Raw genomic sequence first — 26,787 nt, forward strand, 5'->3', positions numbered from 1 at the left:
GCGTCACTCCGCGCTCGACTACATCAGCCCCGCGCAGTTCGAACGAACCGCGTCACGCTGAGCAAATGCCTCTCCACTTAAGCGGGGCAAGTCCAGGGCGCATCGGGCCTGCGCCCGACGACGGCTCTATTCGCTAGGGCTCCCGATGCCCTTCAGGCAACGAGAGCCCAACCTCACGGAGCCAAGGCATGCGCCTTGTCTCCGCCCTTCGGGTCACGATCCTCGCCTTTCCAACGCGGCCCTTTGGCCGACGTTGATGCTGCGCATCGGGGCTTTTCGCGCCCTGATCGGATCGGTGACACCGGCCTCGCGCGTTCCGCCTCACGGCGGCGCGTACCTCGCCGGTCCCGGCAACCGGCTCCTCTCCGACGACATCGTAACAGGCCCAGGGACAGGGGATCGGGCTCTTGGGATTAGCACACCCTACGCACCTGAAGGTGCAGGATTCCCGTGTTCCCTCAATAGCTTAGGGCGACCGGAGAGCGTGCCACGGCGTGGGACGTTCGCGAGGGAGTCTGTTTATCCCAAGCTTTCAGTGACTTAGCCGTGCCACGTGGTGCCACGCGCTCTGTGTTCCCCATTTCTCTTTGCCGCCCACCGCGCGATCGGTTATATCTCCACACGCTTTCTCAGGTCCCCACCAGCCTCTCTGCTAGGAGGCTGGTTTGTCCTCGACGACACGGCACTGCACGGTCCGGCTCGACCGCCAGCAGTATGATCGCATTCTGGCCCTCGCGACGGACCAGGAATGCAAGCCCTCCGAGATCATCCGGGCGGCAGTCGATGCCTATCTCGGCACGGCGAGCGTCATCACGTCCAGCCACCGCCGATTGGCGCGGATCAGCGAGTTCATGCAGCTCGCGCTCGACGTCATCATCAGCGAGCAATATCCCGAATTCCGCGAGCGGATCATCGCCAATGCGGACAAGCGCCTGGAGCAATACCATGGCGCGTAAGGACATCCGCACCGATGGCCGCGCCATACCCCTGACCCATCATTCGGCGCGGGGCAAAGTCCATCGCAACGCCGGCAATTTCACGCGCGGAAGCCAGCTTCTCACCCACGAGATGCTGATGTGGTTTTCGGGCGCGCGGCTGCCCATCATGGTCTGGTTCTTCGCCTTCCTCGCGGCCTGGTTCGTCATCCTCTCGATCCGCCTCGACGAGCACGGATTCCAGCTCGTCTGCATGAAGATCTATTCGGCGCTCTGGAACTGGGTCGACCTCAATCCCAACAAGCGCGTCAACGTCACCCTGCCCAATGGCGAGATCTACAAAACGGTCATGCCCGTGGTGCCCTATATCCCGGCCGTGCAGCAGGCCTGGGAGACCACCATCCGGGCGCTGATCGGCTCGATCCTCGTCTCGGTTTTCGTGGTCGCGCCACTCACCATCTGGTTCGTCGACATCTCGCGCAGGCGTGGGCGTTCGATCCTTCAGGAACGCCATGAGCGCGGCGCCATGCTGGTCGATCGCGCCGTGCTGGTCTCCGAAATCGCGCAGCACAATGCGGAAAAATTCGCGGAGGACGCGCGCGAGTTCTTCCCCGGCCGCTCGTCCGCCGCCGTGCTCAAATTGCCGTTCGCGACACGGAAGGCGGGCGGCATCCACCATCCCTATACGCTCGCCGGCATCCCCTATCCGCACCGCCTCGAGCAGTCCCATTCCATGCTGATCGGCACCACCGGCGCGGGCAAGACCACCGAGCTCAGGAGTCTGGTCAGCCAGATGCGCCAGCGCCAGGACAGCGCCGTGATCTTCGATCTCACCGGCGCCTATGTCGAAGCCTTCTACGATCCCATGCGCGACACGATCCTGAACCCGATGGACCAGCGCTGCCCGGCCTGGTCGATCTTCAACGACTGCTCGACCTACAGCCATTTCACGTCGGCCGCCGCGGCGCTCATTCCCTCCGATGGCGGCTCGTCCGAGCCCTTCTGGGCGCTCGCGGCCCGCACCCTGTTCATCGAGATGTGCGTCCGGCTTCAGGAGCGCGGCCAGACCACCAACCTGGCGCTCGCCGAGAACCTGATGACCGCCGATTTGAAGCGGGTGCATCGCTTCCTCGCGAACACCATCGCCGACCCGCTGACCGCCCCGGAAGCGGCCCGCATGGCGGAATCGATCCGCGCCGTCTTCAACACCAATGCGCAGGTCCTGCGTTTCCTGCCCGACGAAGGAGAGCCGTTCTCGATCCGGCACTGGATGACCACCGAGCGCGCGCCCGGATCGATCCTGTTCGTCACCTCCGACTACGACGATCTGGAGATGAACCGGCCGCTGCTGACGCTCTGGATGAACATCGCCATCACCAGCCTCATGACGCTGCCGCGCACGCGCAGCTTGCGGACCTGGTTCATGTTCGATGAGGTCGGCGCGCTGCACCGCCTGCCTGCGATCGAGAATGGCCTTCAGACGGCCCGCGCCTTCGGCGGCGCAATGATCCTCGGCATCCACAGCTTCGAAAAGCTGGTCGAGGTCTATGGCGAGCAGGGCGCCCGCAATCTCGCCTCGCTTGCCCGCTCCAAGCTCATCCTCGCGACCGCCGATCTCGACACCGCCGAGCAGTGCGCCCGCTATATCGGCAACCGCGAAGTCCGCCAGATGGATGAGGCCTACAGCTACGGCTACAACAACACGCGCGACGCCTCGACGCTGACTCCGCGCAAGCAGGTCGAACCGCTCGTGATCGCCGACGACATCACGAACCTGCCCTCGATGCATGGCTTCGTGAAGTTCCCCGACGGCTTCCCGGCCGCTCGGATCAAGCTCGTCTGGAAGGACTATCCCCAGGTCGCGGACGGCTTCCTGCCCCGCCCCGACATGAAGCCGGTGCGATCGAAGCGCGGAGAGGAAGTGTTCGACGGAGAAGGGGGTGGTGAAGCCGGTGGGCGTGATGGTGCCGGCCAGGTGATCCAGGAGGTGGTAGAGCCGGTCAACGTGGCGAAGGAAATGGCCGCGCGCATCCTGTCTGCCGAGGTCGATGCGGAGAAGGAATCGACCAGCAAGGCGGTTCACGAAAACAACGCCGACCGCGACGGACAGGCACCCCGTCAACATGCGGCCGACATCGCACAGACTGCGCGCGCGGCAGCAGAGCAGGAGGCAGCGCAGGCCCGAGAACGTGATGATCGAAAGGACGGTCGCAGCCATCACAGCGCGCCGCGGGTCGAGGATCAGACGATCGTCGAGCTACGCCAGGATTTCTCCGCCGGCCGCGAGCCTGACGGCATGGACATGGGGATCTAGCCAGTGCTCTCGGTCGCCTCCGTCCGTTCCGCCTCCGGCGCCGCCGGCTACTTCGCCAAGGACGACTATTACACCGTCGACGACAGCTCGGAGGTCAGTGCCTGGGGCGGCGAGGGCGCCTCCGACCTGGGCTTGTCCGGCGAGGTGGCGAAGGATGCCTTCGAAGGCATCCTGAACGGTATTCTGCCGAGCGGGGAGGGCGTGGCACAGGTCGAGAACCGGCGATCGGGCGTCGACCTCACCTTCTCGGCTCCGAAGTCGGTGTCGCTGCTCGCCTATGTCACCGGCGACAAGCGGATCCTCGGCGAGAACGGCGCCAACATGAAGGCGGTCGCGCGGGCGATGGCCTGGGTCGAGAAGAACCTCGCCGAAGGGCGCAAGGACGTGGAAGGGCGCAAGGTTCCGGTGCAGACCGGCAACCTCGTCTTCGCCTTGTTCCAGCATGACACGAGCCGCGCCCTCGATCCTCAGGCGCACGTCCACGCAGTAATCGCCAACCTGACCAAGATGCCCGACGGCAAATGGCAGGCGCTCCATGCCGACAAGATCTGGAGCAACAACACGGTGATCGGCTCGATCTACCACGCCTTCCTGCGCGAGGAGATGGAGAAGCTGGGCTACAGGCTAGAGCTCAAGGGCAAGCACGGGACGTTCGAGGTAGCCGGTGTCCCCAAGGCGGTGCTGGAGGCGTTCAGCCAGCGCCGCGAAGCCATTCTCGAGAAGGCGGCCGAGCTCGGCATTACCTCTCCCAAAGGGCGCGACAGCGTCACCACCAATACGCGCGATCCCAAGCTGAATGTTGAGGACCGCGACGGCCTCCGACGCGAGTGGATCGAGAAGGCGGCGGCCCTCGGCTTCGATGGCAAGGCCCTGCTCGAGGCGGCGCTTGCAAGATCCGAACAGCGCGAGCCGGGAAGCGCTCTCGAGCGCGGCTATCGCGCCGTCTCCGAGGCGCTTACGAACGCCTGGGAAAAGCTTGGCGACGTCCTCAAGCCGCACGATCCTCTCGTCGATCGGGGCCTGGCTCGGGTGACCCACTCGCCGGCAGAAGCTCGTGCGCAGCTGGCTGTTGCGTCCGCCGTGCGCATGCTTTCCGAGCGTGAAGCCGCCTTCAACGTCAACCAGCTCGGCAAGACCGCTCTGGATCTCGGTCTGAAGGGCGTCACGGTCGACCATGTCGAGCGGCGGATCGCTCAGCTTGTGGAACGCGGCCAGCTGATCGCGGGCGAGGCGCGCGTGGGCGACACCCGGCCCCGCATGGTGACCACGCAGGAGGCCCTCAGGACCGAGGAGCGCATTCTCAAGGCGGTGGAGCAGGGGAAGGGCGCTTCCACTCCGATGATTGCGGCCAGCGAGGCTCCCGAGCGCTTGCAGGCACATGCGGATCGCGAGCTCAACGCCGGGCAGCTCGCCGCCGCCACACTGATTGTCTCTTCGGAGGACCGGACGGTGGTGGTGCAGGGCATAGCCGGCGCCGGCAAGTCGACCATGCTGCAGTCCGTCGCGCGGGTCGCCGAGGCGGAGGGGCGGGCCGTCACGGGCCTCGCCTTCCAGAACAAGATGGTGGCGGACCTCGCAGAGGGCGCCGGAATCAAGTCCCAGACCATCGCCTCCTTCATTCTTGCCAACGAGCGGCACGTCACGAACCGGCAGGGCGACGCCTATGAGCAGGCGCGGGCCGTGTTCGGCGGCCAGATGCTCGTCGTCGACGAGACCTCGATGGTGTCGAGCGACGACATGCTGAAGCTCCATCAAATCTCGGCCGCGCTGGGCGTCGACAAACTCGTTCTCGTTGGCGACCGGCAGCAGCTCTCCTCGATCGATGCCGGAAAGTCGTTCGCGCTCATCCAGGCCGGCGGGGGAACCATGGCGCGCATGGACGAGAACATCCGCCAGCGCACCGATCAGCTGCGCACCGTCGCGGCCCTGGCCAATGTCGGCGAAGCGGGCAAGGCCATGAAGGTGCTTGGCGACAGCGTCATCGAGCACAATAGCCCGGCCTTGCACGCAGCCGAAATGTGGCTCGGACTCTCGAGCGCCGATCGGGAGTCGACGGCGGTGTTCGCGTCGGGCCGCGCCTCGCGCGCGATCATCAATCAACGCATTCAGGACGGGCTTGCGGCCGAGAAGACCGTGCGCGGCGAGGGGATTCACCTCACCGTCTACGAGCGGGTGAATACCACGCGCGAGGAGTTGCGGTACGCATCCACCTACCGGCCCGGACAAACCCTCGAGGTAGGCAGGGGAGGCGGTCAGGACGTCGGCCTCGCCGCCGGCCGCTACGACGTCGACAAGGTCCACCCCAACGGCAAGGTCGATCTTCTCGACGGTCGCCGGCGCATCCGGTTCGACCCACAGAAACTCTCGCCAACCGAGAAGCGCGACCGCCTTCAGCTCAGCGAGAAGAAAGATCTTCATCTGCGCGAAGGCGATCGCATTCGCTGGACCGCCAACGACAAGGGGAGGGGGCTCCACAACGCCGCCCTCGCACGCGTCCTCACCATCGATGCGAGCGGCGTCACCGTCGAAACCGCGAGCAAGGAGCGGCTGACGCTCGACCTGGGCGATCCGATGCTGTCGCGGCTCGACCTCGCTTACTCGCTGAACATGCACATGGCGCAGGGCATCACCACCGACAAGGCGATCACCGTCATGTCGAGCCAGGAGCGCAACCTGTCCAACCAGCGCCTGTTCAACGTCGGCGTCACCCGCGTTCGCGACGAAATGACGATGGTGGTGGACGATAAAGCGAAGCTCGAGCGCCAGCTCGACAACAACCCCGGAAACAAGACCTCGGCGCTCGAAACGGTGGGTCGGCTCGACGTCGACCGGGAACGCGGCACGGGCACCAGCCCGCGCGAAAAATTCGATCCCGGCCCTGTCGATCTGTCGGACTTGCCGCCTTTGCCAGGCGACCCGCCGCTTCCGACTGCCGGGAAGGGCCAGGCTGCGTCTGCACCGGGCGATCCCCTCAAATCACCGCCCGAGCTCAAGCCCGACCGCAGCGACGTGCTGCCGCCGCTGCCGGAACGCAGCCTGGGGCTCGATCTGTGACGACCGACCGGCCGGACCGCCGGATTGAAGGAGACGACGATGAGTGGATGGGATTTCGACGACGTCGGCAAGTTCGGCAGCGACAAGGCAGCCGAGGACTTCGCCAAGCGCAACAATGTGGATCCCCGCGACATCCGAACCCGCGACAAGGGCGATGGCGTTGAACTGGAGATCCGGCGCTCCAGTCTGGACCGGCGTGGGCTCAAGGACAGCGGCGAGGGGCGCCGCGACGGCTGGTAACCGGCAGACCGGCGCGGCCCCGGTTGTTGGCCGCGCCTTCCATTCCGAGGGGTGACGCAATGACACAACTGTTCGGATCGCCAATCGCGACCGTATTTCTTATCGTCTGCGCGGTCATTATACTTGCGCTGGTGAAAAGCGCGGCGGCACCGAGTGGACCGCCCGCGCCGGTGGCCAAGCGCTTTCTTACCGACCGCGAGCTGGCCATGCTCGCGGCGATCGAGCGCGCCCTGCCCGCACACCGCATCCACGCGCAGGTGGCAATGGGGGCTCTCCTGCAGGTTCCACGTCGGCTCGGGCGCAAGGTGTCCCCCGCTGATCGAAACAGCTTCTCGCAGAAGATCATCGACTTCGTAGTGCAGGACCGGGAGACTGGAACGATCGTCGCCTTGATCGAGGTCGACGACTATACCCATAACGCCGCGACCGACGCAAAGCGTGATGCGATGACATCGGGCGCTGGCTACACGACGATCCGCATCGCGGCAAAGACCAAGCCGACGCTGGCGAATGTCCGTGAGGCGCTCGCACCGTTGCTTCATTCGGATCGATCTGCGGGCGCGATCGCGGATCGGGGGGCGAACCATGCTTGAGACCCAGATCATACTGGCGATCTACGCCGCATCGCCGCTGTACCTCAGGGGTGATCTCGCCAGCCCGGCATGGGTGCGCCTACCGAGCATTCTAAAGCTTCCTGCCGGCCTTCGGCGGGACGTCCGCATCGGGACTATCGCCGGCCTCGCCCTCCTCGTCTGGGTGGAACTGGCCAGTCACTCGTCGGCGCTCGGAAGGGCCGAGTGCGCGGCGTGGTTGGCGGTGCTTGTCGAGTGCCCCGCCTTTCTGAAGATCGCGATGCACCGCGACCAAGGCGTCTACTATCAATCCAGCGTCGAAGGGGCTGCGTAGTGGCGATCGACGACCGCGACTATACGCGCGAGCGGTATCGCCAGCGGCAGAAGGTTGATCCCGGCAAGCTCCGCTGGGGCTTCGGCAAGGCAGCGAGGGACGCAAACGCGCCGAAGACGAAGTCAACGCCGCTTGGCAGCGCTTCGTTGAATCGACGGAAAATCTCGCGACGACTTCACGCCGCCATGGTCCAGCGCTGGCAACCGCGGCCACCACTCGGGGGGAGAACGGAACCCGTAATGGAACAGTGCGACCTCTTCGGCGAACCGCCGCCTCAATCCCAAGCGGAAGAAGTGACCAAGGTGCCCCTCTCCCCGCTCGCCGCGCCCTGCGCTTTCAGGAACCGATCGAACAAATCCTGCCAACGCCTCGCTCGCGATCCGATCAGGCTGGACGGGCGCACGCTGCACTATCACGGCCGGCTTCTCCTCCACTGTCCCTTGGTATGCTTCAATGGCGCCTCGGCCGAGGAAACCCGGGTCTATGCCGAGGCAGCAGAATGACGGCCAGCAGCCCTGTCCGGTTAACCGGCGTGGTGGACATGACGCCACGTGGGCTGATGCTGATCGAGGGAGACGGGATGCGCTGGCGGCTCGTTGGGGACGTGATCGCCGGACACCTGATCGGTAAGTCGGTCACCGTCGAGGGAATGATCATCGGGGCGGCCATCACGGCCTATTATCTGGCACCGGCGCCGGAGACTTCGCCATGCTGATCCGGGCGACCGCATTCCCATACCGTCGACCGGGGTGCCCGCATTGCGGCCATCTGATCAATCACTGGCCGCACGACAGCAATCTCGAGAGCTGCCAGCTCTGCCTGCGCCCGATGATCCTCCTTCGACGGCCTACGGACTGGAACGGGCCGAAGCGGCTGCGCGGGCTGCTCGACATCGGATTTGCACTGTACGGCCTGCTCACGATCGGGCTCGTTGCGGTCTTCATCGTCACCGGGCTGTCACCTCACGGCTTTGCCAAGGCAATCTCGGTTCTGCTCTTCATCATCGGCACCGTATTGGCGACCGACGGCGTGCTCGGGCTCCGCTCCGGAATGGACAGGACGGGCAAGCGGCTTCGCTTGGGGCGATCGGCGCGCGTCGTTGCCGGCGGGAAGCTCGCTGCGGGCGCGGCGGCGATCCTGCTTTTGTGCATCGGTCTCACCCTCTGAGTAAGGTTGTGCACGAGAGCTTGCGGCGCTTTGCACCAAAGTGGATGTTATCCGCCCGCGCTCAAAGCCGCGGCATCATCCATGACCGTGTCCGGATCGCCGAAGCGATAGGACGCCAATTCTTCGCAATCGCTCCTGCTGAGAGGACTCTTGCTGTAGGTGCCTCGAGCCCAGCTGCTTGTTGCGGTGTGCCTTTCCCCTAACCGCAGCATCTCGTCGTGCGGTGCGACGTACCAGACACCGCGGTCGGGGAACGCGATCCAGATGTTTCGGCCGATATATTTCTTATCGATGGTCCACCGGCCTTTGAGCTGCACCAGTTTGGTATCGCCAGTCGCCTCGTTCAACAGGATCAGATCGATGCCATTGTCGTAGACCGGCAGATAGGCGTTGTAGCCTTGGTTCAGTGCCACGGTGACGAGCGCATTGCGGTTCACTACTTCAACAGCGTCGCTGGTAAGCTTCATCATCCCTCCTGATACCGTTCGCCCACATGGTCCCGTGCTTTGTGGCAGCTATCACCAAGCCAATACCGGCGACTTCCGCGACGGCGCCTGCTGCACGGTAGAATATCGCAAAAAGCTGATTCAAGGTCTCTGCAATCAGGGGTAGTCATGCTCCGCTACCCGGGGGTGCCTATGCCGATCGTACAGAGATATTTTGAGTTGCGTGATGTGCTGCCGCTGCAAGGGCGGCCATGGATACCGCTCCGCCACGATGCTGATGTCGTGATCGTCCCACCTGAGGCCGGTATCGTCGAGCTGCGGGAATATACGGGCATCGCCACTGCCGCGATCTTCGACACCCATCGATCAGAGGGCGACAAGGTCGTCTGGAGCGACTTGGGGGTCGGCCCACACCGGGGCGGCATGGAACCGTGGGGCTATCGCGCTTCCGACCTGTTCTATGGCAGGCCCACTCAGCCGATCGGTCTCAATCTCGTGATCGACCAGTATCTCGAGGACGAACACCTTCACATCTGGCACCTGCATCCCGACCTGGTCGTGGCCCTCCGCCTTCTACGTGAAGGTGATTGCTGGTTTCGACCGGAGGAGGGCTGGGCCGAGGTCGCGCGATTGAAACAAGATGCTGAGGACCGCCCGATCCTGCTTGAGATCAGGCCGGAGTTCCTTGGCGACTACCTCAGCGCCCGCGGCATGGCCCTGTATTGTTCGAGCTATCACCAGCGGACCGCCACCACCATCGACAAGCCAGTCTATGACTGGCCAGGCGACGCTTTCGCCGAAGTCAGGGGCAGGGACGAGCGGGAGGGTCGAACCGGACCGGGGCGCTGGCCGACCCCCAGTGATCAGTACCGCACGATGGGCGCCATGTGGCGAACGGAATGGGTCCAGCCAAGCGGGCTGAGTACACGCATCCGTGGCGACAAGGATCCCCATACCACGAGCTTCATACTGGAGAATGACGGCGCCCGCAGGTCGGGCGATAGTCTGGCTGGGGTGTCGACATGGTTATATTTCGATCCCACCGTCGTGTCCACCTTGATGCGCCATCGCGGCGCGAGCCTGCATTGGTACAGCGCGGAAACCGGAGGCCTGGGCGCCAGCACCGGTGTCCACTTCGGGGTCAACCGGCTCGGCCTGATCACGGTCTTCGCAAAAGACATCGGAGCACTCGATCCTTGGGAGCAGCGGCTGTGGAGCGCTCATAACGTAACGCCCGACGGCGGCGTGGCAGAGGAGTTGTTCGCCGCTCAGATGGATGTGACACCGGCCAGTACGATCGCACCAGAATCGCAGCTGGCCGCGGCGCTTGCGGAGATCGACGCGGCTTTCAGCGGCAAATATGGCGTCCCGCTCCTCCGCGACGACCAGGCCGTGCCTCGGCTGTTGCGCCGCGCGCACCGCTTCCAGGCGGCTGAAGCAGACGGTTTGCTGGAGCTAGCCAAGGAGGTCACTCGCCTTTTCATGGAGCGGGTCGACGTCGATGCCGTCCTTGCGCCTCTTAACCTGCCCAAACCCAAGGATGGTCGGAAGCCGGGTTCGAATAAGGCGCTGGAGAAACTCCTCGGCAGCCTAATGCCTGGGAACGACGCGAGCACGATGATGGCGCCGCTCTTCGGGATCTACGATCTTCGGCTCGCCGACGCACATCTTGGTTCGAGCAACATCGCCAGCGGCAAGGAGCGGGCAGGGGTCGATGATACCGCGCCTGCAGCGATGCAAGGTCGTCAGCTACTGGATACCTTCGTGGCTACGCTTCGCCAGATATCGGCGGCGATCGCCTAATCGGGAAGGATATCGACGATGGTGAACTTCAGCAATTTTCGATCGCTCGATCCGGAAACGGCGGATCTTGCACACGAGCTGATCGATAACGCTGACCGGCAACGCTCAGCCTTCATGTCATTTATGAGCCTTTGGATGGGCTTCAACGGCTGGATGGAATCGGTGACCGGCGCGGACCATGACGCGGCCATGATCACCGCGATTGCCGAAAACCGGCGGGCTACCGATGCCTATGAAGAGCTGATGCAGGATGACGATTTTCAACGACGCGTGATGGCCTTCTCGCAATTATGGCCGGTGCTCAACGTCCGGGACGTGCGGCAGAAGCTCGGTCGTGATGCCTTCTGGGCGGAGGACCGCGACGAGCTGTTCGACCGCTGTCGACTCGAGGGCGTCCGGATGCAACCAGTGGGCTGGACAAACGGAGATGTTCCAACCTGGCCGCAGCTCTTACGGACCATATATTGCGTTCGCTGCAATCTGTTTCACGGTGCGAAATCGCCCCAGCACGGTCGCGATCGTGACTTGGTGCGGCGATCCGATCGTATCCTGCGGATGTTCATCGAGCGTAGTCGCTGTTTCGAGTGGACGGACTAGGGCTGCCGCCGAGGCGATGCGCGGTCTGAAAGGGTCGTCCTCGGACGGGAGCTCGACACGATCGAACTCTTGACCCAAAGACAAGGATGGCGGAACATAAAGGGAACGTTCCGAGTCTTTGTTTTTATGCCTTCCGTCGATTCCCGCCTTGCGAACATAGCCCAGCTTCGCTCCATCGTGACACCCATCGCCGAGTACCGGACGATGCCCTTCGGGGTGCCCGAGATCGACCAGCGGCTTGCCAGCGGGGGGCTGAGAGCGGGAGCGCTCCATGAGGCGACCGCCCATTCATGCTCGCTCGTTGACGATGCGGCGGTGACCCTGTTTTTGTGCGGTATAGCCGCACGGGAAGCTGCAATCAGCGCAGGGCCGGTCCTTTGGGCAAGCTGTCGCAGCGATCTGTACGCCCCGGCGTTGTCTCAGGCGGGGTTGTCCTCAGCTGCCGTCATTCACGCCCACGCGATTCTTGCCCGTTGCAGGGCGGCATGGCATTATCTCCGCGATCGACGGCAAGAGCCTCGGTCACGGGACTGTGGGACGAGCCGAAGGCCGTCTGTGCGCGAGCGGCAGCTCACTCCCGACCGGCACACTGCCGCGGCGCACCACCTCGATCCGCAAAGGAGACAGGTGTTGACCAACGTTCGGAAACTTCGCGCCGTCAGTTTCAATCGCCAGCGCGAGCGGTGCATTTACTGCGATCAGCCCATGTGGCTCACAGATCAAAGCGCTTTCGCGAGGCGGTATGGCCTATCCCTGAGACGATCCTCCCGCCATCAAGCTACGACAGAGCATCTACGTTCAAGATGCGAGGGAGGCGGCAATGAGGCCGCCAATATCGCGGCCGCCTGTCGGTATTGTAACCAGAAGCGCCACGGTGTCCGCCGATCGAAGGTTCGATCGCCGGCGGAGCACCGTGACCACGTCCAGACCCGGCGCGCTCTCAAGGTGTGGCACGGCTTCTGGCCGTTGAGCGACTACATCAGTGATCGCACTTTCCCCCTGCCGAGGCAGGCAGGACCCGTCGACAGAGGCCGAGCCCAGAATAAGCCACGGGATGCATCACCGGCCAGCGGCGATCCGGGCGCGGGTTAGCGCGTGGAGGAGATCGAGCATCTGGTGCAGCCGGGCGTCGCCTTCCTCGCTGGACCACGGCTCGACGAGATTGCCATGCATCACCGAGTTGCGAATCTCGTACCAAGTCTGCACGTGCGCCGCCTCCAGCGTGCCCGCCTTGCCGAGCTGGCGCATGAAGGCGACGACGCTGCGCTTGCTCACCATCCCAAGGTTGGAGAGCATTCGGCCGCGCAAGGCGGGGTCGTCCTTCCACGCCTCGATCTGCTTTTTCATTGACGCAAGAAGTTCATCGGAGAATTCTGACCGTCTGTCGTCGTCGGTCATCAACTCGTTCGCCAGTGCCTCAGCCGCGCCGGCGAGCGTCAGCGTGAGCACCCAGCGCGAACCGAGCTGGGCTTCGGCGAGCTCATCGTAATAACGTGTCAGCGGATTCGCTTCGAAAGATCCGGCCTTGACGATGAACGTGAGAATGTCGGCGTAGAGCTTCCAAAAGGCTTCCGCCCGTCCGTGTTCGATCGCGAAGGGCTGCAGCAAGCCGATCGCAGACGGCTCCCGATGGCGCGGCGATGGCCGCAGCCACACATGCGCAGTGCCGTCACCGAGGTTGCGCGCGACCATGCGCGGATAGACCGGCACGCCGAGCAGAATACGCAGCGGCTCTGTCAGCCAATTCTCCAAGAACGGATGAGAGAGAGCCCCGCCCGCGTCGGCAGTGATCCACAACGCCTCGCCTGACGGCTCATACGAAAAGGTGATGCTAGTCCCGAGGACCTCAATCACGTGTTGGCCCGGCCCGCGGCTCGCCAAGATACGACGCTCGCCGATGAATGCCGTGGTTGTCAGCGGCTCGCTCATTGGCAGGTCAATTGGCGGCACGAGCAACAGCTCGACATTGCTCCGCTTCGATACCCAGTAGCCGTTAGCCAGCGCGTGCAGTGCGTCGATTTCGCCGCTCAGCGGCCACCCGTTATTGTGGTCGGCGAAGAAGTCCACCTGGGTATAGCCGCCCACCCATTCGACCCCGCGATAGTCCGTCGCAAACAAGCGGAGGAGGTCACGGGCGTCATACGGCTGCGACTTCTGCCGGTTGAACACCTCCAGTGCCTGCCGCAAATCTACCGAAGGCGCCGCATGCATATAGAACCGCATCTTGGTCGTGCTGACGATTTCGATGCGACCCGAACCCTTGAAGATCGCGCCTTCCTCGTCGCGCCCGAACAACGTCATTTGCGGGCACTCGATCGTTCGCGGCAGACCCGACAACATCTGTCGCCAGCTGTCGAGTGTATGGAGATCACGCTCGCTGGTTTCTTGGAGCGCGGCGGTCTCGGCCGGCTCCTCAACACGGAGCGCGTTGGCTATCCAATTGCGTAAGTTGTTTAAGAGCCGCATCCTCATCACCCTCTAGCCGCGCCCCGCCGTCAAAAATCCGTACCGCTCGCGGCACTTTACCTCGCTCGGTGAAGTGCCACGAGCGGTCAAAGTCTTTGTGGCCCTCCTGTGCGGGATTCACTTTGCCGGCACTCTGTGCTTGTAATGTTCCATGTTTCAGCCCGATCTCTTCTCCCTTGAGGAGTGTGCTCGGCCGGTGGAAGCCGGAGAGCCTACGCGCCCGCTTGACCTACCGGCCATTCTGGAGCGGCTGACGATCGTATGCGAGCGACCGCGTTACAGCTTCATGGTGCTCAACTTGATCGCCCAGGCGAGTGCTCAGACGGGATCGGCGGGACCGTACATCCGCGAGGGTGACCGCCGGATTCCCGTCCGGGATTGGCTATGCGACGCACTGGTTCCCGTCGCTCAGCGCGACCCCCGTCGTCTCGCGATCGCAAACAAGGTGCGACAAGACCTTGAGGCTAGGTGTGCCCTTCCGGTCGATCCGGTGGCGGCAAACAGGATCGTCGACGCTCAGGTTCGCAAGCGGGTTCGTCAGTCCGGCCGCACAAATGTCAGCCGCGCCGTTTCCGAGTTGGTTCGCGCCGGCTTCGTCAGGCGGCATTATCAGGGCTACCGGGTGGATCACCAAAATCGGGGCGCTCAGCGGCAAGCGGTTTACACGATCACCGAGGAGGCACGTCGGGCACTTCACGCCGGTCGGTGAAACAGCCTCAATTTCGGTTGAGGCCCATCTCCCGGCTTTGTAGCTTCGCTTTCCAAAGCTGCTCTGCAGCGATGATCTCCTCGACGGTGGCGCTTGAACCGCTCACTTCGAGGATGCTGGCCTGATAGTCACTCGGATCGCGGCTTTTCAAACCCAGATTGCCGCCGTGACCGTCTCGGACGTAGGTGAGCCAGCGGCCGAAGAAGCCGCTCTCGCCTGTCGCCGAACCGACATATTGCTCGCGCGTGCGCGGGCAGGTCAGAAGGTATACGCCTCGCGCGGCGGTAAGCGCGGCGATCCAGCCCTTTGGCAGTGCTTCCAGCGCCGAGAGGTTGCCGATGAACCGCACGTAGCCTGGGAACGCTTCCTCCTGAAACGTGCGGCTCAATTCGAGTATAGCCTTTGACTGGCTCCCGGCACGCTGGATCCAACTCCGCGTACCGGCACCCCAGTCGATGGTCAGGCGGCCGCTCATGTCCTCCAGCGCGCCAACCGACGTCTGCGCGTAGAGGTCGAGCGGCCGAGTACCGCCCTCCGTTGCCAACTTGTGACGCAATGGGTCGACAAGGTCGTCGGGCGCATCTCCAATAAGCGAGATCTCGTAAAGCCCCACGAACAGGGTCGCGGCCGCCGGCGTCACCACGAAGCTCGCCCAATATTGCGCGGCGAGCCGAGCGCGGTTCTGGCCCGTCTGAAGGCTTTGGTACACGAGGAAGCCCGCCCGATCGTCGCGCCAGAGCAAATAAGGCGTCCGGCCCGCAGAATGCATTTGATGCCGCAGGAGACGAACGGAATCAGGCCTTATGCCCGCGCCGTCGAGGACCGCGTTGAAAGTCAGCGCCATATGATCATAGTCTGCCTCTTGCCGGAATCTGCAGATGCTTGTGAAGCAGGGTGGTGGCGGCTTCAATGAGCCGATGCCGATGGCTCCGACCGACGGACGAAAAGATGACCCTTGCGACCTACCGCCTGTCCGATGACCTTGCACGACGAAGAACGCTCTATCCCTCGACGATCATCTCAGCGCCAAGCGTTCTCCTAATCGATGTGCCCGCACCGCTGCGCGGCGACGGTCTCGGGCTCGGACGCTATTACGCGATGATTTTGGAGACCGACCACGAGCAAGCCGAAGCGGAACGCCTTCTGGACCTTCCCCGGCCGGGCCCCGTGGCTCCAGACTTTTTCGACCACCGTCCATCGGCCCTGGTCTCAGACAATGTGCTGATTTCTCGCTATGAACCACCCACCACCGGCTGGCCCTGGCTTATCGTCTGTCGCTGGCCGGACAGCTACGTCTCGGTAGTTCAGGATAGACCAGGCTGCAGCATGGCGCGTGGGCGTTACACAACGGAGATGTTCACCAGCGCGGACGATGCCGAGGCTCACAGCCTTTTGCTGCTCGAACAGCTTGCTGAACATAGCGAGCTCGCGGTCAGGATGATCAGCGCCGAGACGCTCGCTCCCGCCGGCACCGCCTAAAAAGCTAGCGCGACCCGTGCGAGCCAACCGGATCAAACGATGAAGTCGGCGAAGGCGGGTGCGACATGGTCGTTCCAAACCTCATCACCCCGAAGTTTCTCGCCCGCGCCGTTTATCTGCTCCAGCCCGACATCGCTGATCCGCACGCCAGCGGGGACGTAGCGGAGTACCAGTTCGCCGTAGCGAATCTCACTGCTTGGGAAATTGCGACTGAAATCCTTTAGGTTTGGGACCAGGCGGTGATGGAGTTGGGGGTCTTCTCGTCCTTCATCACGAGCGATCCGGGCGCGAAGCTGAGCGGAAACGACGTCGTCGACGGTCGGCTTCACCATCGTCGTATGCTCCACCGCGACGATGGCTGGGGTGTACCTGTTCATCGGGTCGCCGGCGGGATTTTGCAGCCGGACCGTTCCGTCGACGATCATGAATGGCGGCGCAACGACCCAGGCGTGGCCCAATTCGGCGCCAGGGAAATCGGAGAGGTCACACATCGACTGTCCGCGCCAGAGATCCGCGCTGGCTACTTCGGCAATCATCGAGCCTTTCAGCCCGAAACTCCACACGCCGAGCCGATCGAGGATACGCTGCATCATCGACGAGACATGAACACAGCTACGCTGCATACTCTCACGTTCGAACAGATCGGCCAGGAATTCGGCAAGCCGGGGCACGATCGCACGGACCCGCTCATCATATTCGGTGGTGCGGGGGCGGGATTGCACCCACAAGGCATATTGATCGAGGAAGGTGCCGTCGCGACCTTCCTCCGCCGCAAAGGCTGGCTGATCGAAAAAGCCGAACTGGGTGGTGTCGATGCCGAGCCCCCGCAGCCGAGCATCGATTTCCGCATGAGCTCCTGAACGCGCGGCTGCTCGCTGCTTCGCCTGCCCCATCTCGACATTACTCCTGCTGTTTCAACGGTTTTAGCGTCCGCGCCGCGCTTCGGCGATGACAGAGGCCTGCACCATAGGCATATAGCAAGGGGACATCATCAGCGGAGTAGCCCCACCAAGCATGCCGAAGGTCAATCCTCAGATCCTGTCATGGGCGCGCGAGAGCGCGGGCCTGACGCTTGAGGATGCCGCCAAAGGGATCGGTCTTGGCGGTGAAAGCGCCGCTGCACGCCTGGCGGAGATGGAGGCGGGCGATCGCGAGCCCAGCCGCCCGCAATTGCTCAAAATGGCGGATCGCTATCGTCGTCCACTGCTCACGTTCTACCTACCCGAACCACCGGCAGCGGCCCCCCGAACCCATGACTTTCGGACGCTTCCGGATCGGGAGGCCGGAGCGGAGGCGACCGTCGGTGCGCTAGTCCGTGACGTTCGCACCCGCCAGTCCCTCGTCCGTGGTGCATTGGAAGACGCCGAAGAGGCTGAAATCCGGACGTTCGTCGGGTCCATTGACCCACGGGCGGGTGCGGATGCCCTTGCCCAGGCGATGGGTGAACTGCTGAACCTTGATCGAGCTGGTTACCGCCAGGCCCGGACGATCGAGCAAGCCTTCCGGATCTTGCGCGATGCGGTCGAGGCCGCGGGCGTCTATGTGCTGCTCATCGGCAATCTCGGCCACTGGACGAGCAATCTCAGCCCAGGTGTTTTCCGGGGAATGGCTCTCGCGGACGAGGTCGCGCCGTTCATCGTCGTCAATGAAACGGACTCCAAGGCAGCTTGGCCGTTCACGCTTCTTCATGAGCTCGGCCACATCCTTTTGGGGCAGAGCGGTATCAGCGGATATGACAGCGAACAGGTGATCGAGCGGCTGTGCGATGACGCGGCGGCAAAATTCCTTCTTGGCCGCGAGGAGCTGCAGGAGCTCGCCGGTGTCGCCGACCTAGACGGATTGATCGACCAAATCGGAGTCTTTGCAAACGCTCGCAAAGTCAGCCGCAAGATGGTCGCCTACAACCTCTTACGGGAGCGCCTCATCGATGCGGCCATGTACCGGCAGCTCGCCGCCCGGTTCGATGAGGACCGTCTCGAGTTTCCGCGAAAGCCAGCGAAAGGCGCGCCTGACTATTATGTCGTAAGGCGCCACCGGGTTGGACAGGGTCTCCTCGCGCTTGTTGATCGGATGGTCGCGGGTGGCGCCTTGACGACGACCAAGGCGGGCAAGGTGCTCGGCGTAAAACCCACGGCGATCGGTCGCATGACCGAACAGATGGCATAGCGAGGGTCGCTTGCTCTACCTGCTCGATGCCGACACGCTCATAACTGGAGATCGCAGAGCCTATCCGCTCCGGCGCTTTCCCGTGTTTTGGGAGTGGCTGCGACACCAAGGCACCCTCGGCAACGTCAAAATTCCATTGGAGCAATTCGAGGAGGTCACCTCCGGTCGGGGCGACATCGTGGACTGGCTCTGCACCGAAGATTGCCGCGCGGCGCTGATCCTGGCCGAGGATCTCGACCCCGCGCTGGTCGCCGATACAACCCTGCAAGGCTATGGTCCCCTCGACGAGAACGGCGTCGAGCTAGTCGGGCGCGATCCCTTTCTGGTGGCCTACGGACGCGTCGAGCCGGGTGAACGCACGGTCGTAAGCTTCGAGGTATCGAAACCCGGCAAGCAAGGTGCCAACCGGAAGGTGCCTGATGTCTGTCGTGACTTCGGGGTCCCGTGCTGCTCTCTTTTCGACATGATCGAGGCTCTCGACTTCACGACCGCCTGGCAACGGCCGTAAGGCGTGATTGCGCTCGGCGTCGCATCGCGCGACCAGCCAAGAAGAGGTGCAGCCTGTCCCGACCGTCGTCGGTAATCCGGTCCCAGATGTGCTTGGTGGTCCAACCAGAAAACATCACGTAGAGCGCAATGTAGAACGTCAGCAGCACAGGGACCTGCCCCGGAAGTTTCGGCGCCTCACGCCCCACCACGGCACCCATGAATGCGACGAAGAGATAAAGTCCGATACTCATCAGGAAGATAACGAGGCTGCGTGTGCCGGAGCTGTAGCCCTTGATCGCGGCCTTCAGGATAATGCTTGCCGCGGTCCCCAGCACCATGATGCACACATATCCGGCCATAAATACCAGGACGGTCGCATATGGCAGGACGGCACTTGGTAGATGGCTCGATGCCGTCGGCGAGCTCAACCACAGATACAGCAGAGCCATGGGCGTCAGGAGCTGAACGATAATGGCCAATCCGGCTGCGCCCCACCCAAGCAGGAAGGTGCGGCGCGCGTATCGCCTGGCTCGCGCGATGCGCCGGCGGACTGGCCGACGCACCAGGGCCATTTTTTCGCTACCCCAACCGCGCACAGCTACACCTGCCGCCCGCGCGCGGACGCTAATCGCACGCGCGGCAGCGGAGATCGCGGCTCCGCGTGACTTCAAAGGAAGCCCTCACCTGCATGCTCTCGGAACCGCTCATGATCGCGGACATATTCCGCGACCATCTCGAGCGAAGCGTGCCGGCTATGCTCTTTCATCTTGAAGAGGTTTGCGTTCTGGCGTCCTGCTTCGGTCAGGAAACCGGCTCGGAGGCTATGACCTGCGAAGAGCTCCGGCGGATAGCCGGCAGCCACAGCCGCCGCCTTGACGACCAGTGCTACGCCCTGCGCGCTCATTGCCTTCTCGGTCAGTCGACCCTGCGGTGTCAGCTTGCGAAAGATTGGCCCGCTATCGATTCCAGCTTTAGCAAGCCATGCACGATAATGCTGCACCGGCTCGAGACGCTGACCGTCTGGAATCGCGACCGTGTGCCCTTGACCTTCCTGATCGGTTTTCGAGGAGGGAATGCGGATCAGCAGGCCTCGACCATCTTCGGATACCCGCCCGACCGTCACCGCGACCAATTCGGAGCGACGCATTGCACCGGCCATTCCGATGGCGAGCAGCGCCCTGTCGCGATAGGCGCGGAGATCCTCGCCTGTGATACTGCGGAGCATGTCACGAAGGACGTCCCCATCAGCCGCGCGCTTCTTTCCGGGGAGCTCTCCCTTTTTGTCCTTACGAATGCCGCGTACGGCTTTCTCGAGGCGGGCGGCGTCAGGCTGAGTAGTCGGAGGCGCCATGTCCGCTGCGCGATGAGCGAAGACGATCGCGGCCAAGCGACGGCCGATAGTGGCACGGCCCAACGGCACGGGATCTCTGCGCTCGAGGACAGTGCCACGCTTCGTTCGCCGCGGCTCGGCTGGCACGAACCCGCGTTCGGCAAGCAGGGTCAAAAAGGCCGCAACGGTTGCGGGTGCCGCCGGAAGGGGCCGGTATCCATTCTCCCCGCACCACGCACAAAAAAGCCGCCAGTCGGATTTGTAGGCGCGCAACGTCGCCTCGGCCGAGGCCCGCGCGACATAAGCGTCAACCCGCTCGCGATCGTCAGGCGAAAGGTCGGGAAGAAACGGCTTTAGGGAAGTTACCTGGTCGAGCACCACGACGGCGCCCGCCATGATCGCTTCGAGGTTTTCGCCGTCGTTCTGGCTCATCCCGATAGGCCTCCCATATCTGGGCGATCGGCACGAACACCGTCGATCCAATCGAGATTGTCGCCATTTCGGCTCCAGTGACCTAGCACCCGATCTGTATCGGTGAGATCGGGGAAGTTGCGCCGCTGCACATGCATGATCGAGACCGTGTTCCACCGCTGAAGATGCTTCTCGCTCATGGCAAATCTGCCATGCTCTTTAGCGTCCGCGTCATTGGCAAGGGTCTGCTCATCGCCTGCGAAGTAGCCACCCGCGCCAGCAGTGCCGTAGCCAAACACGAAATCGTAGCAGTGATCGGCCTTGGAGAGCGTCGAATCCACCAAGCCGGATGCGACGTCGAAACACTCGTCCTGGCTATGTGTGCACGTCAGGCAGATCCCTTCGGCGATGACGTCGCCCTTGCATTCGGTCTGACCGCACGGCGCGCGCTCGGTAAAGGTCATCTCCTCGCACACTGGGCAGTAGAGCTCGGTTGCCCCAGGCGTTTTGGTCGTCAACTGAGCAAGGCGGGGCCAGTCGTCCTGCCAATCGCGGTTCGACGCGAAATAGCAGTGCGGGCACACATAGCCCCGCCGATCGTCATCATAGCCGAAGAAGCGCTTCGCCTCAGCGGGCTTCAGATGACGGATGGCGGTGGCGATCTGTCGCAGGACGTGGTTTCGGGCATTGTCGACGAAGCCGAGCGAGGCGAATTTGCTCTCGTCCTCCAATTCGATCAACCGTTGCGCCCACGGGACCTCCGCAAAGAGCGCTTCGATCGCTGTCAGCAGCGTCCTCACCACCTGCTCGGGCGTGAACGTGCCCGGCGCCGATGAATGCATGATCTTGTTGCGATCGCGCCTGACCTGTTCCCAAAACGTCTTGAACGGCTCGCCCAAGGGAGCGGCAACCACACTGTTATGGACGGGTATGAGGTCCGTGGCGTCGAGCGTGCGGAATTCACCGAACGAGACCGGCCCAGTAGCGGTGCCCTTCGGCCAATCCTTCGGTCCACCAATCAGGAGATAGGGCGATACCGCCGCAATCCGACCCTTGAGCGCCAGCTCCATGCCTTGCTGGATGAGGCTGTATGCGTTGGCGAGCGCGGGCTGCGAGCGCTGCCAAAATTCCTCAACCGCTTCCTCGGGCGTTTCGTCGGCCAGCTTGTAGTACGTTGCACCGTCGTAATCATGCACCGAGTCCATCGCAATCTGCCACGCCAGGTGAACCTGCTTGAGGCCGGCGGCATGAAATTCGTCGGCGGTCGGGATGTCGATGATCATGGTCAGGATCGTATCGACACCCCCGAATTTCGGCCAGCATGTTTTTAGCGGGAATCACATTTATCGCTAATTATAACAGTGGCCGCCCGTGCAAAACGTGTCACGTTTGGCAGCGCTGGCCCTAAGCGGAGCAATCTGGTACAGAGTCTGTCGTATGCCACGTTTAGGATCATGCGACTCATGACAGTGCAAGTGAACATCACGCCCAACGGGCGCATGAGCCTGCCGGCGAACATCCGCAAGCGGCTGGGTCTCGAAAGCGGCGGCGCCGTGCTGCTGGAAGAAACCGACGATGGGGTGGTGCTCAGGACCGTCCATCAGGCCGTGGCGCGGGCGCAGGCCATCGCAAAGAAATATGCCGGCCATCCAGACGCATCCGTGGACGCTTTCCTCACCAAACGACGGACGGACAGCGGCGAGTGACGGAGGCGGTTCTCGATGCCTCCGCCATCCTTGCCCTGCTGAAGGGGGAGCGCGGAGGGAGCAAGGTCGCCGGCGTGGTGAGTGACGCGGCGGTGGGGGTTTTCAATCAGGCTGAAGTGGTGAGCCATTTCGTTCACCTCGGCGCTCCGCCCGAGGAGATCAGGGCGATGCTGGGTGCCTTGCCCTACACCGTCGTGCCCGCGGACGAGGCGCTGGGCTGGGAGGCGGGCGCGCTGCGCGCTGCGACCAGCGCGGCCGGGCTGTCGCTCGGCGACCGCTTCTGCCTGGCGCTCGCAAAGCGGCTTGGCGTGCCGGCCTATACCGCAGACCGCGCGTGGAAGGATGTGGCTACAGACGTCGGCGCGAAAGTGGTGGCGATCCGCTGAACGCGAGCGATCCGATCAACGAACACGGAGAGACAAAGGTCACCCATGCGACAACCGCCGGACGAAGCGCTCGCCTCCGCGTTCGAGCAATTGCTTGCCGATGACGGCAAGGACGAGAACGACATCCAGGCGTTCCTCGAGCAGAATACCGAGCTGCTCGACACGAGCGCCTGGCTACTAAACCACCGCCTCCACATGAACTGCGTCGTTGCGAAGTTCCCGATCGCCGGGCGCACCGCCGACTTCGCCTATCTCACGAAATCGTCCGATCGCTGGATTCTGGTGCTGGTCGAGATCGAGCGCGCCAACAAGCCGCTGTTCACGACCAGCAGCAAACACGTTGGCAGCTCCTCCGCGTTCAACGAAGCGCTTGCCCAGACGGCGGTGTGGCGCGACTATTGGGAGCAGCACCAATCCGAGGTGCGCGAGCGTCTTCTGCCGCTGCTCGTTCCTTCGCCCATGGCGCGCAATCGCATCCAGCTGCGCCGGGTGCTGATCATCGGCCGCTCGACCGGCAAGGATTTCAGCCAGGCACAGCGTGACCGTATCTCCAGCATCGAGGACGACCAGAAGATCAAGATCCTGACCTATGACTCGCTCCTGCGCAGCTACCGCTCCGGATGGGGCGAGAAGAAGTGCGTGCTGTCGCCTCGCTCGACTGGCTATGCCATCAAGCGCCTGGACGGTTTCCCCAAGCTGCTCTTCGCTTATGTCCTGCCCGAGCACCTCTCGGTGCCGGCATCGATCGAGACACGGTTGAAGGCGGACGGCTACCAGATGGATGCGTGGCGCAACAATCAGCTGCTGCGCTTCAATGAGAAATGGGCAACCGAGCCGACCGACGAGGAAGCCGGCGACGTACACCCGGCAGTGCTAAGCGTCATACGCGCAGCCGACCGAGCGCGTCCGTCCAAGGCGAAGCGGCGGTGAGCAGCCTGCGCTCGATCGAGCTCGGTCTGGTCGACGAGGTCTTCCGCGGCGGCGAGAAGGGCTATGTGCTCGATTTTTCTAACCGGACCTTCAGCGAGTTTTTCGTCCGCGAGCTCGATATCGACATCGACGCCCCGCAATATGCCACCGACGGGACGTCGAAAGCGAAGCGGTTGCGCTGCTTTCTGGCGCAGGTCGACGATGGCACCGCGGCCCGGACGCTGCGCGTTCTGTGGGAGCAGCGTGAGGCGTTCCGTGGGCCCGGCACACCGGACACCATACCTAGGGCAGCCGCTCAGATCGCCGGGTTGATCGCCAAACTCGAAGGCACCGCTCCGCCCATCCCCGCGAACGTCGTGCCGGCGCCGATGCTCGACGCGATCGACTTTGCCCGTTTGCGAGACCGACTACTCGCAATCCGTGACCTGGAACCGCATCGTCGCGGCTATGATTTCGAGCGCTTCCTCACTGACCTTTTCGATGCCTTCCGGCTCAAGGCGCGCGAGCCGTTTCGGCTAGACGGCGAGCAGATCGACGGCAGCTTCGAGCTCGCTGACGAGACCTACCTGGTCGAAGCCAAATGGCTCAACCGCAAGATCGGCGTCGCCGAGCTTCATACCTTCCACGGCAAGGTCGAGCAGAAGGCATCCTGGGCCCGGGGCGTGTTCATCAGCTTTGGCGGTTTCACCGACGAGGGGCTTCGTGCGTTCGGTCGCGGCAAGCGCGTGATCGGGGTTGAAGGCAAGGACCTGCACGATGCGCTGGATCGCGGCATCGGCATCGATCGGCTGCTCGCGCTGAAGGTGCGCCGCGCGGCCGAGACCGGGGAGGTGTTCGTTCCGGTCGATGCGCTTACACCCTGAAAACTTGCCGACTGTGGAGCGCCCTTTTTAGCCGGACACAAACAGGACGGCCGCCAAGGACATGCAGAAGATCGACAGCCAGATTGCGACGCGACCGGTGATGTGAAGCACGAACCCGAGCCAGCTATAGCGCCGTCGGAGAGCAAGGCCGCTTGCGACCGCTACAAAGAAGGCGATCACGACCGGCATTGAAATGGAAGGCGATCGCCTCAGGCTCGTCTCGACGATCGGCATCAACCCGACCGCCATCACAAGCACCCACGAAAAGCCGAACACAGCCCGGTCGGCCATGTCCAACTCAGGCGCGGCGCTCGTCTCCTCTTTTCGACCAAGCTGACTTCTTGTCATTCAGCCGTGTCCTCAGTCACTTGCGAACAAATCTCGAACCTTGTATCTTTGAAAGGTTCGGAGGTTTTTATGCTGACGCTCGACACTGCGACATTCGCGGCAACCAAGGACAACCCTGGTGGCCCCGTGATGCTCCTTGTAGACGATGGCGTCGAGCCGCACGGCCCCGTGGCCGATGCTGCCGGCAACGTGAGCAAAGCGAGCGCCGCCGCTTACTTGGTGGCTTACGCGATCTTGGCCGGCTTCGTGGGCTACCTCTTTCTCGCTTTCTAGCATCGCGATCACTCCCGCAGCTTCGGGTCACTGAAAAAGCCGCGATCGTGGTCGCGGTGGACCTCCTGCTGGACGCCTAGAGACCCTTGCACTGAGTTGGCCCGGGCGGCCTGCGCCGCGGCCCGATCATCGGCGAGATTTGCTTCTCCACGCTCGATGACCGCCTGTGCCGCGCGGGGATCGCCTCCGGTCGGGCCTGTGGGAATGCCTGATACTCCATGCGGGCGATAGGAGCCGGTGACATCCGCTGCGCTGTCGACACCTGGCCGGTCGACCTGAACGAGATCCGGCTCATGCAACTTACCGGCAATCTCCTCGCGAATGTCATCCTGCTTCTCGCGAATCCAGCGCGTCACCATCTCCTGCCGGACGGCGCGCTGATGGTCGCTGAGATCGGTCGCCCAGAGTTCGGGAGCGTCGAGGCCTGGGTTGGAGGCCTGCTGCGCGCGATACCATTGCGCGAGATCCTGACTCATATTCTCACTCAGCTGCATGCCATGTGTTTCGGCGTAGCTGGCGTCGCGCGACAGCTGCTGCGACAGTTCCTCGAGCTTGCGCGCAGTTTCCGTGTAAGACCGGGCCCGCGCTAGTGCCTGCTCGTGGGTCAGCGAGGAACTAGATGAGGTCGACGCACGGCTGAACACGCCCGAGCGATCATAGGTGCCGTCAGAAGATGTTGCGCCCGTCCCGTTAGCGTGCTCGTCCCGCACCCCACTGCTTGCCGTGCTCGAGCTGTCCGATGATCGGGTGTCTGACGTGCCATGGCGTAGGAAGTCGTTCTGCTGACCCTGCGCCGAAACGCTGCCGCCAACTCCTGGAAGGCGCCCGAGAACCTTGCCGATTCCGCTCCGGCTGCCACCGCCACCTGTAGAACCCCCACCGCCGCCTATTCCCGCCGACAACGATCCCGTCACTTGGTTGAGGGTGCCCGCGGACCGATCATGGCCGTTCGACACGGTCAGGCTCTGGCCGGTCGACGACCTATCCTCAAGACCTTGCGAGTTACTGCCCGTCGTGCGGTCGAACTGCTCAATCGACGTGTTCGCCACCCGGCCACTGCTCGAATCCCATCCCGACGATCGCTCGCTGGACGTGCCGTAGGCGCTGCGGTCGGTTTTGGTCCAGGTGAGCATCTCCTGCGCCGCGTTGTCGTACGCCTGGGATTGCCGGTGGGCCTCGCTCGCCATCTCCCGCCATTCGGCAACCGTGCCGGACGTGGCCGTCGGAGTGAACGAGAGCCGCGAGATCGCGCCGCCGGTATCGAACACCTCTCCTCGTTCGATACGCTCGAGCTCTCGGGGGTCGAGTAGGAAATCGCGACGCGGTGGTTGCGTAGACAGAACGGCGCATCCGCCGAGAGAGAGTTCCAGACGCCATCCGTCAGAAAGTCCACGCGGTGCTTGGCCATGCGCTCGTAGACGCCGCTCGCAGAGTAGCGCGGCAGGTACCACCGGGAGAGCCGCTCGCTGATTCGCGGGCTCATCCAGTCGTGAAACTGGAGGCACCCTGGCGCGGGAATGCCCTCCGACAGGAACTGGGTCAGGATCTCTCCCGTGCGTTCGTCGGCGCCCACCAACGGCGAGACCTCGATCACGAACCCGCGTGAGGCGGAGTTGTAAAAGATTGCCGTCTTGGGGTCGTAGCTTCGATACGGCAGCCAATGAGCGAGCATCGGCACGGCGAGGTCGGGCCGCTGCCCATCAGGCCGCTTGCTGTCGCCGAACACCCCTGAGAGCAGATTGTCGAAGAAGCCGTTCTTGGCGCTCATC

Annotated in this window: 29 protein-coding genes and 2 pseudogenes; 21 read left to right on the top strand and 10 right to left on the bottom strand. The window is 63.3% G+C overall.

Going from position 1 to position 26,787, the window contains the following annotated elements; genetic code table 11:
* Positions 1-665 precede the first annotated feature (665 nt).
* Genes ACQKJZ_RS01425 through ACQKJZ_RS01465 form a run of 9 tightly spaced genes read left to right on the top strand, consistent with a single transcriptional unit; the run spans position 666 to position 8,616 of the window.
* Positions 666-956 (top strand): hypothetical protein, encoded by a 291-nt coding sequence (locus ACQKJZ_RS01425; RefSeq protein WP_010339736.1) that lies wholly within the window; start codon positions 666-668, stop codon positions 954-956.
* On the top strand, positions 946-3,249 hold the full coding sequence (locus ACQKJZ_RS01430; protein ID WP_288806340.1) for a type IV secretion system DNA-binding domain-containing protein: 2,304 nt from the start codon (positions 946-948) through the stop codon (positions 3,247-3,249). The genes ACQKJZ_RS01425 and ACQKJZ_RS01430 overlap by 11 nt, the downstream gene beginning before the upstream one ends.
* Positions 3,250-3,252: 3 nt before the next feature.
* Complete coding sequence (gene mobF, locus ACQKJZ_RS01435) at positions 3,253-6,303, top strand: MobF family relaxase (protein WP_126002489.1); 3,051 nt, start codon at positions 3,253-3,255, stop codon at positions 6,301-6,303.
* A 39-nt stretch (positions 6,304-6,342) separates the two neighbouring features.
* Positions 6,343-6,543 carry a hypothetical protein gene (locus ACQKJZ_RS01440; protein ID WP_046408815.1) on the top strand — a complete coding sequence of 67 codons (201 nt, stop codon included), beginning with the start codon at positions 6,343-6,345 and terminating at the stop codon, positions 6,541-6,543.
* Positions 6,544-6,602: 59 nt separating this feature from the next.
* Positions 6,603-7,136: a DUF2726 domain-containing protein gene (locus tag ACQKJZ_RS01445; RefSeq protein ID WP_126002490.1), complete on the top strand. Its 534-nt coding sequence runs from the start codon at positions 6,603-6,605 to the stop codon at positions 7,134-7,136.
* Positions 7,129-7,449, top strand: coding sequence for a hypothetical protein (locus ACQKJZ_RS01450; protein WP_126002491.1), 321 nt, complete (start codon positions 7,129-7,131; stop codon positions 7,447-7,449). The genes ACQKJZ_RS01445 and ACQKJZ_RS01450 overlap by 8 nt, the downstream gene beginning before the upstream one ends.
* Positions 7,449-7,952 carry a hypothetical protein gene (locus ACQKJZ_RS01455; protein WP_046408775.1) on the top strand — a complete coding sequence of 168 codons (504 nt, stop codon included), beginning with the start codon at positions 7,449-7,451 and terminating at the stop codon, positions 7,950-7,952. Before ACQKJZ_RS01450 ends, ACQKJZ_RS01455 begins: the two co-directional genes overlap by 1 nt.
* Positions 7,949-8,164 (top strand): DUF5818 domain-containing protein, encoded by a 216-nt coding sequence (locus ACQKJZ_RS01460; RefSeq protein ID WP_126002492.1) that lies wholly within the window; start codon positions 7,949-7,951, stop codon positions 8,162-8,164. The genes ACQKJZ_RS01455 and ACQKJZ_RS01460 overlap by 4 nt, the downstream gene beginning before the upstream one ends.
* Positions 8,158-8,616 (top strand): hypothetical protein, encoded by a 459-nt coding sequence (locus ACQKJZ_RS01465; protein WP_427729749.1) that lies wholly within the window; start codon positions 8,158-8,160, stop codon positions 8,614-8,616. The genes ACQKJZ_RS01460 and ACQKJZ_RS01465 overlap by 7 nt, the downstream gene beginning before the upstream one ends.
* A 47-nt stretch (positions 8,617-8,663) precedes the next feature.
* On the opposite strand, the gene ACQKJZ_RS01470 is transcribed toward ACQKJZ_RS01465, so the two are convergent.
* Entirely contained in the window at positions 8,664-9,086 is a 423-nt protein-coding gene (locus ACQKJZ_RS01470) for a hypothetical protein (RefSeq protein ID WP_010339745.1), read from the bottom strand.
* 168 nt (positions 9,087-9,254) lie between these two features.
* On the opposite strand from ACQKJZ_RS01470, the gene ACQKJZ_RS01475 reads away from it, so the two are divergent.
* The 3 genes from ACQKJZ_RS01475 (at position 9,255) to ACQKJZ_RS01485 (ending at position 12,554) form a co-directional block, all read left to right on the top strand.
* The gene (locus ACQKJZ_RS01475) at positions 9,255-10,865 is read left to right on the top strand and encodes a hypothetical protein (protein ID WP_037525897.1); all 1,611 of its coding nucleotides are present in this window, start codon (positions 9,255-9,257) and stop codon (positions 10,863-10,865) included.
* Between the two features lie 18 nt (positions 10,866-10,883).
* Positions 10,884-11,462 (top strand): hypothetical protein, encoded by a 579-nt coding sequence (locus ACQKJZ_RS01480; RefSeq protein ID WP_010339747.1) that lies wholly within the window; start codon positions 10,884-10,886, stop codon positions 11,460-11,462.
* Between the two features lie 705 nt (positions 11,463-12,167).
* Complete coding sequence (locus tag ACQKJZ_RS01485) at positions 12,168-12,554, top strand: HNH endonuclease (protein WP_394854293.1); 387 nt, start codon at positions 12,168-12,170, stop codon at positions 12,552-12,554.
* Here ACQKJZ_RS01485 and ACQKJZ_RS01490 read toward each other — a convergent pair.
* Positions 12,522-13,928, bottom strand: coding sequence for a hypothetical protein (locus ACQKJZ_RS01490; RefSeq protein WP_037525882.1), 1,407 nt, complete (start codon positions 13,926-13,928; stop codon positions 12,522-12,524). The two genes, ACQKJZ_RS01485 and ACQKJZ_RS01490, sit on opposite strands and share 33 nt — an antisense overlap.
* Positions 13,929-14,079: 151 nt before the next feature.
* Between ACQKJZ_RS01490 and ACQKJZ_RS01495 the strand changes: the two genes are divergently transcribed.
* Positions 14,080-14,637: a hypothetical protein gene (locus ACQKJZ_RS01495; protein WP_010339754.1), complete on the top strand. Its 558-nt coding sequence runs from the start codon at positions 14,080-14,082 to the stop codon at positions 14,635-14,637.
* Between the two features lie 7 nt (positions 14,638-14,644).
* Here ACQKJZ_RS01495 and ACQKJZ_RS01500 read toward each other — a convergent pair whose 3' ends face one another.
* Positions 14,645-15,481: a GIY-YIG nuclease family protein gene (locus ACQKJZ_RS01500; RefSeq protein WP_010339755.1), complete on the bottom strand. Its 837-nt coding sequence runs from the start codon at positions 15,479-15,481 to the stop codon at positions 14,645-14,647.
* A gap of 104 nt (positions 15,482-15,585) precedes the next feature.
* Between ACQKJZ_RS01500 and ACQKJZ_RS01505 the strand changes: the two genes are divergently transcribed.
* Positions 15,586-16,116, top strand: coding sequence for a hypothetical protein (locus tag ACQKJZ_RS01505; RefSeq protein WP_010339756.1), 531 nt, complete (start codon positions 15,586-15,588; stop codon positions 16,114-16,116).
* A 32-nt stretch (positions 16,117-16,148) separates the two neighbouring features.
* Here the strand turns inward: ACQKJZ_RS01505 and ACQKJZ_RS01510 are convergent, their stop codons facing one another.
* On the bottom strand, positions 16,149-17,009 hold the full coding sequence (locus tag ACQKJZ_RS01510; RefSeq protein WP_010339757.1) for a hypothetical protein: 861 nt from the start codon (positions 17,007-17,009) through the stop codon (positions 16,149-16,151).
* A 121-nt stretch (positions 17,010-17,130) separates the two neighbouring features.
* Here ACQKJZ_RS01510 and ACQKJZ_RS01515 point away from each other — a divergent pair, with 121 nt between their 5' ends.
* On the top strand, positions 17,131-18,282 hold the full coding sequence (locus tag ACQKJZ_RS01515) for an ImmA/IrrE family metallo-endopeptidase (protein WP_010339758.1): 1,152 nt from the start codon (positions 17,131-17,133) through the stop codon (positions 18,280-18,282).
* Positions 18,283-18,292: 10 nt separating this feature from the next.
* Positions 18,293-18,790 carry a DUF4411 family protein gene (locus tag ACQKJZ_RS01520; RefSeq protein WP_010339759.1) on the top strand — a complete coding sequence of 166 codons (498 nt, stop codon included), beginning with the start codon at positions 18,293-18,295 and terminating at the stop codon, positions 18,788-18,790.
* Here the strand turns inward: ACQKJZ_RS01520 and ACQKJZ_RS01525 are convergent.
* The 3 genes from ACQKJZ_RS01525 to ACQKJZ_RS01535 all read right to left on the bottom strand — a co-directional run bounded on the left by ACQKJZ_RS01525 (position 18,765) and on the right by ACQKJZ_RS01535 (position 21,795).
* Positions 18,765-19,343 (bottom strand): hypothetical protein, encoded by a 579-nt coding sequence (locus ACQKJZ_RS01525; RefSeq protein ID WP_010339760.1) that lies wholly within the window; start codon positions 19,341-19,343, stop codon positions 18,765-18,767. The two genes, ACQKJZ_RS01520 and ACQKJZ_RS01525, sit on opposite strands and share 26 nt — an antisense overlap.
* A 95-nt stretch (positions 19,344-19,438) precedes the next feature.
* Complete coding sequence (locus ACQKJZ_RS01530; RefSeq protein ID WP_010339761.1) at positions 19,439-20,533, bottom strand: tyrosine-type recombinase/integrase; 1,095 nt, start codon at positions 20,531-20,533, stop codon at positions 19,439-19,441.
* The gene (locus tag ACQKJZ_RS01535; RefSeq protein WP_010339762.1) at positions 20,530-21,795 is read right to left on the bottom strand and encodes a hypothetical protein; all 1,266 of its coding nucleotides are present in this window, start codon (positions 21,793-21,795) and stop codon (positions 20,530-20,532) included. The genes ACQKJZ_RS01530 and ACQKJZ_RS01535 overlap by 4 nt, the downstream gene beginning before the upstream one ends.
* Positions 21,796-21,975: 180 nt before the next feature.
* On the opposite strand from ACQKJZ_RS01535, the gene ACQKJZ_RS01540 reads away from it, so the two are divergent.
* From ACQKJZ_RS01540 to ACQKJZ_RS01555, 4 genes are read left to right on the top strand one after another with little or no spacing between them, the layout of a single operon-like run.
* On the top strand, positions 21,976-22,218 hold the full coding sequence (locus ACQKJZ_RS01540; RefSeq protein WP_010339763.1) for an AbrB/MazE/SpoVT family DNA-binding domain-containing protein: 243 nt from the start codon (positions 21,976-21,978) through the stop codon (positions 22,216-22,218).
* Positions 22,215-22,604 (top strand): type II toxin-antitoxin system VapC family toxin, encoded by a 390-nt coding sequence (locus ACQKJZ_RS01545; protein WP_010339764.1) that lies wholly within the window; start codon positions 22,215-22,217, stop codon positions 22,602-22,604. Before ACQKJZ_RS01540 ends, ACQKJZ_RS01545 begins: the two co-directional genes overlap by 4 nt.
* A gap of 45 nt (positions 22,605-22,649) precedes the next feature.
* Positions 22,650-23,534 (top strand): Shedu immune nuclease family protein, encoded by an 885-nt coding sequence (locus ACQKJZ_RS01550; RefSeq protein ID WP_288806343.1) that lies wholly within the window; start codon positions 22,650-22,652, stop codon positions 23,532-23,534.
* Positions 23,531-24,397 (top strand): restriction endonuclease, encoded by an 867-nt coding sequence (locus ACQKJZ_RS01555; RefSeq protein ID WP_010339766.1) that lies wholly within the window; start codon positions 23,531-23,533, stop codon positions 24,395-24,397. Before ACQKJZ_RS01550 ends, ACQKJZ_RS01555 begins: the two co-directional genes overlap by 4 nt.
* A 27-nt stretch (positions 24,398-24,424) precedes the next feature.
* Here the strand turns inward: ACQKJZ_RS01555 and ACQKJZ_RS01560 are convergent, their stop codons facing one another.
* On the bottom strand, positions 24,425-24,745 hold the full coding sequence (locus ACQKJZ_RS01560; protein ID WP_010339767.1) for a hypothetical protein: 321 nt from the start codon (positions 24,743-24,745) through the stop codon (positions 24,425-24,427).
* Between the two features lie 69 nt (positions 24,746-24,814).
* Between ACQKJZ_RS01560 and ACQKJZ_RS01565 the strand changes: the two genes are divergently transcribed.
* On the top strand, positions 24,815-25,018 hold the full coding sequence (locus ACQKJZ_RS01565; protein WP_010339768.1) for a hypothetical protein: 204 nt from the start codon (positions 24,815-24,817) through the stop codon (positions 25,016-25,018).
* 8 nt (positions 25,019-25,026) lie between these two features.
* Here the strand turns inward: ACQKJZ_RS01565 and ACQKJZ_RS01570 are convergent.
* Together ACQKJZ_RS01570 and ACQKJZ_RS01575 are read right to left on the bottom strand one after the other, a co-directional pair.
* A pseudogene (locus ACQKJZ_RS01570) lies at positions 25,027-26,289 on the bottom strand (conjugal transfer protein TraG N-terminal domain-containing protein); the annotation flags it as partial.
* Positions 26,289-26,786, bottom strand: a pseudogene (locus ACQKJZ_RS01575) (conjugal transfer protein TraC); the annotation flags it as partial. The pseudogenes ACQKJZ_RS01570 and ACQKJZ_RS01575, both read right to left, overlap by 1 nt.
* Position 26,787: the final 1 nt, after the last annotated feature.

This window comes from Sphingomonas sp. NPDC019816 (assembly GCF_050274375.1).
Taxonomy (GTDB): Bacteria; Pseudomonadota; Alphaproteobacteria; order Sphingomonadales; family Sphingomonadaceae; genus Sphingomonas.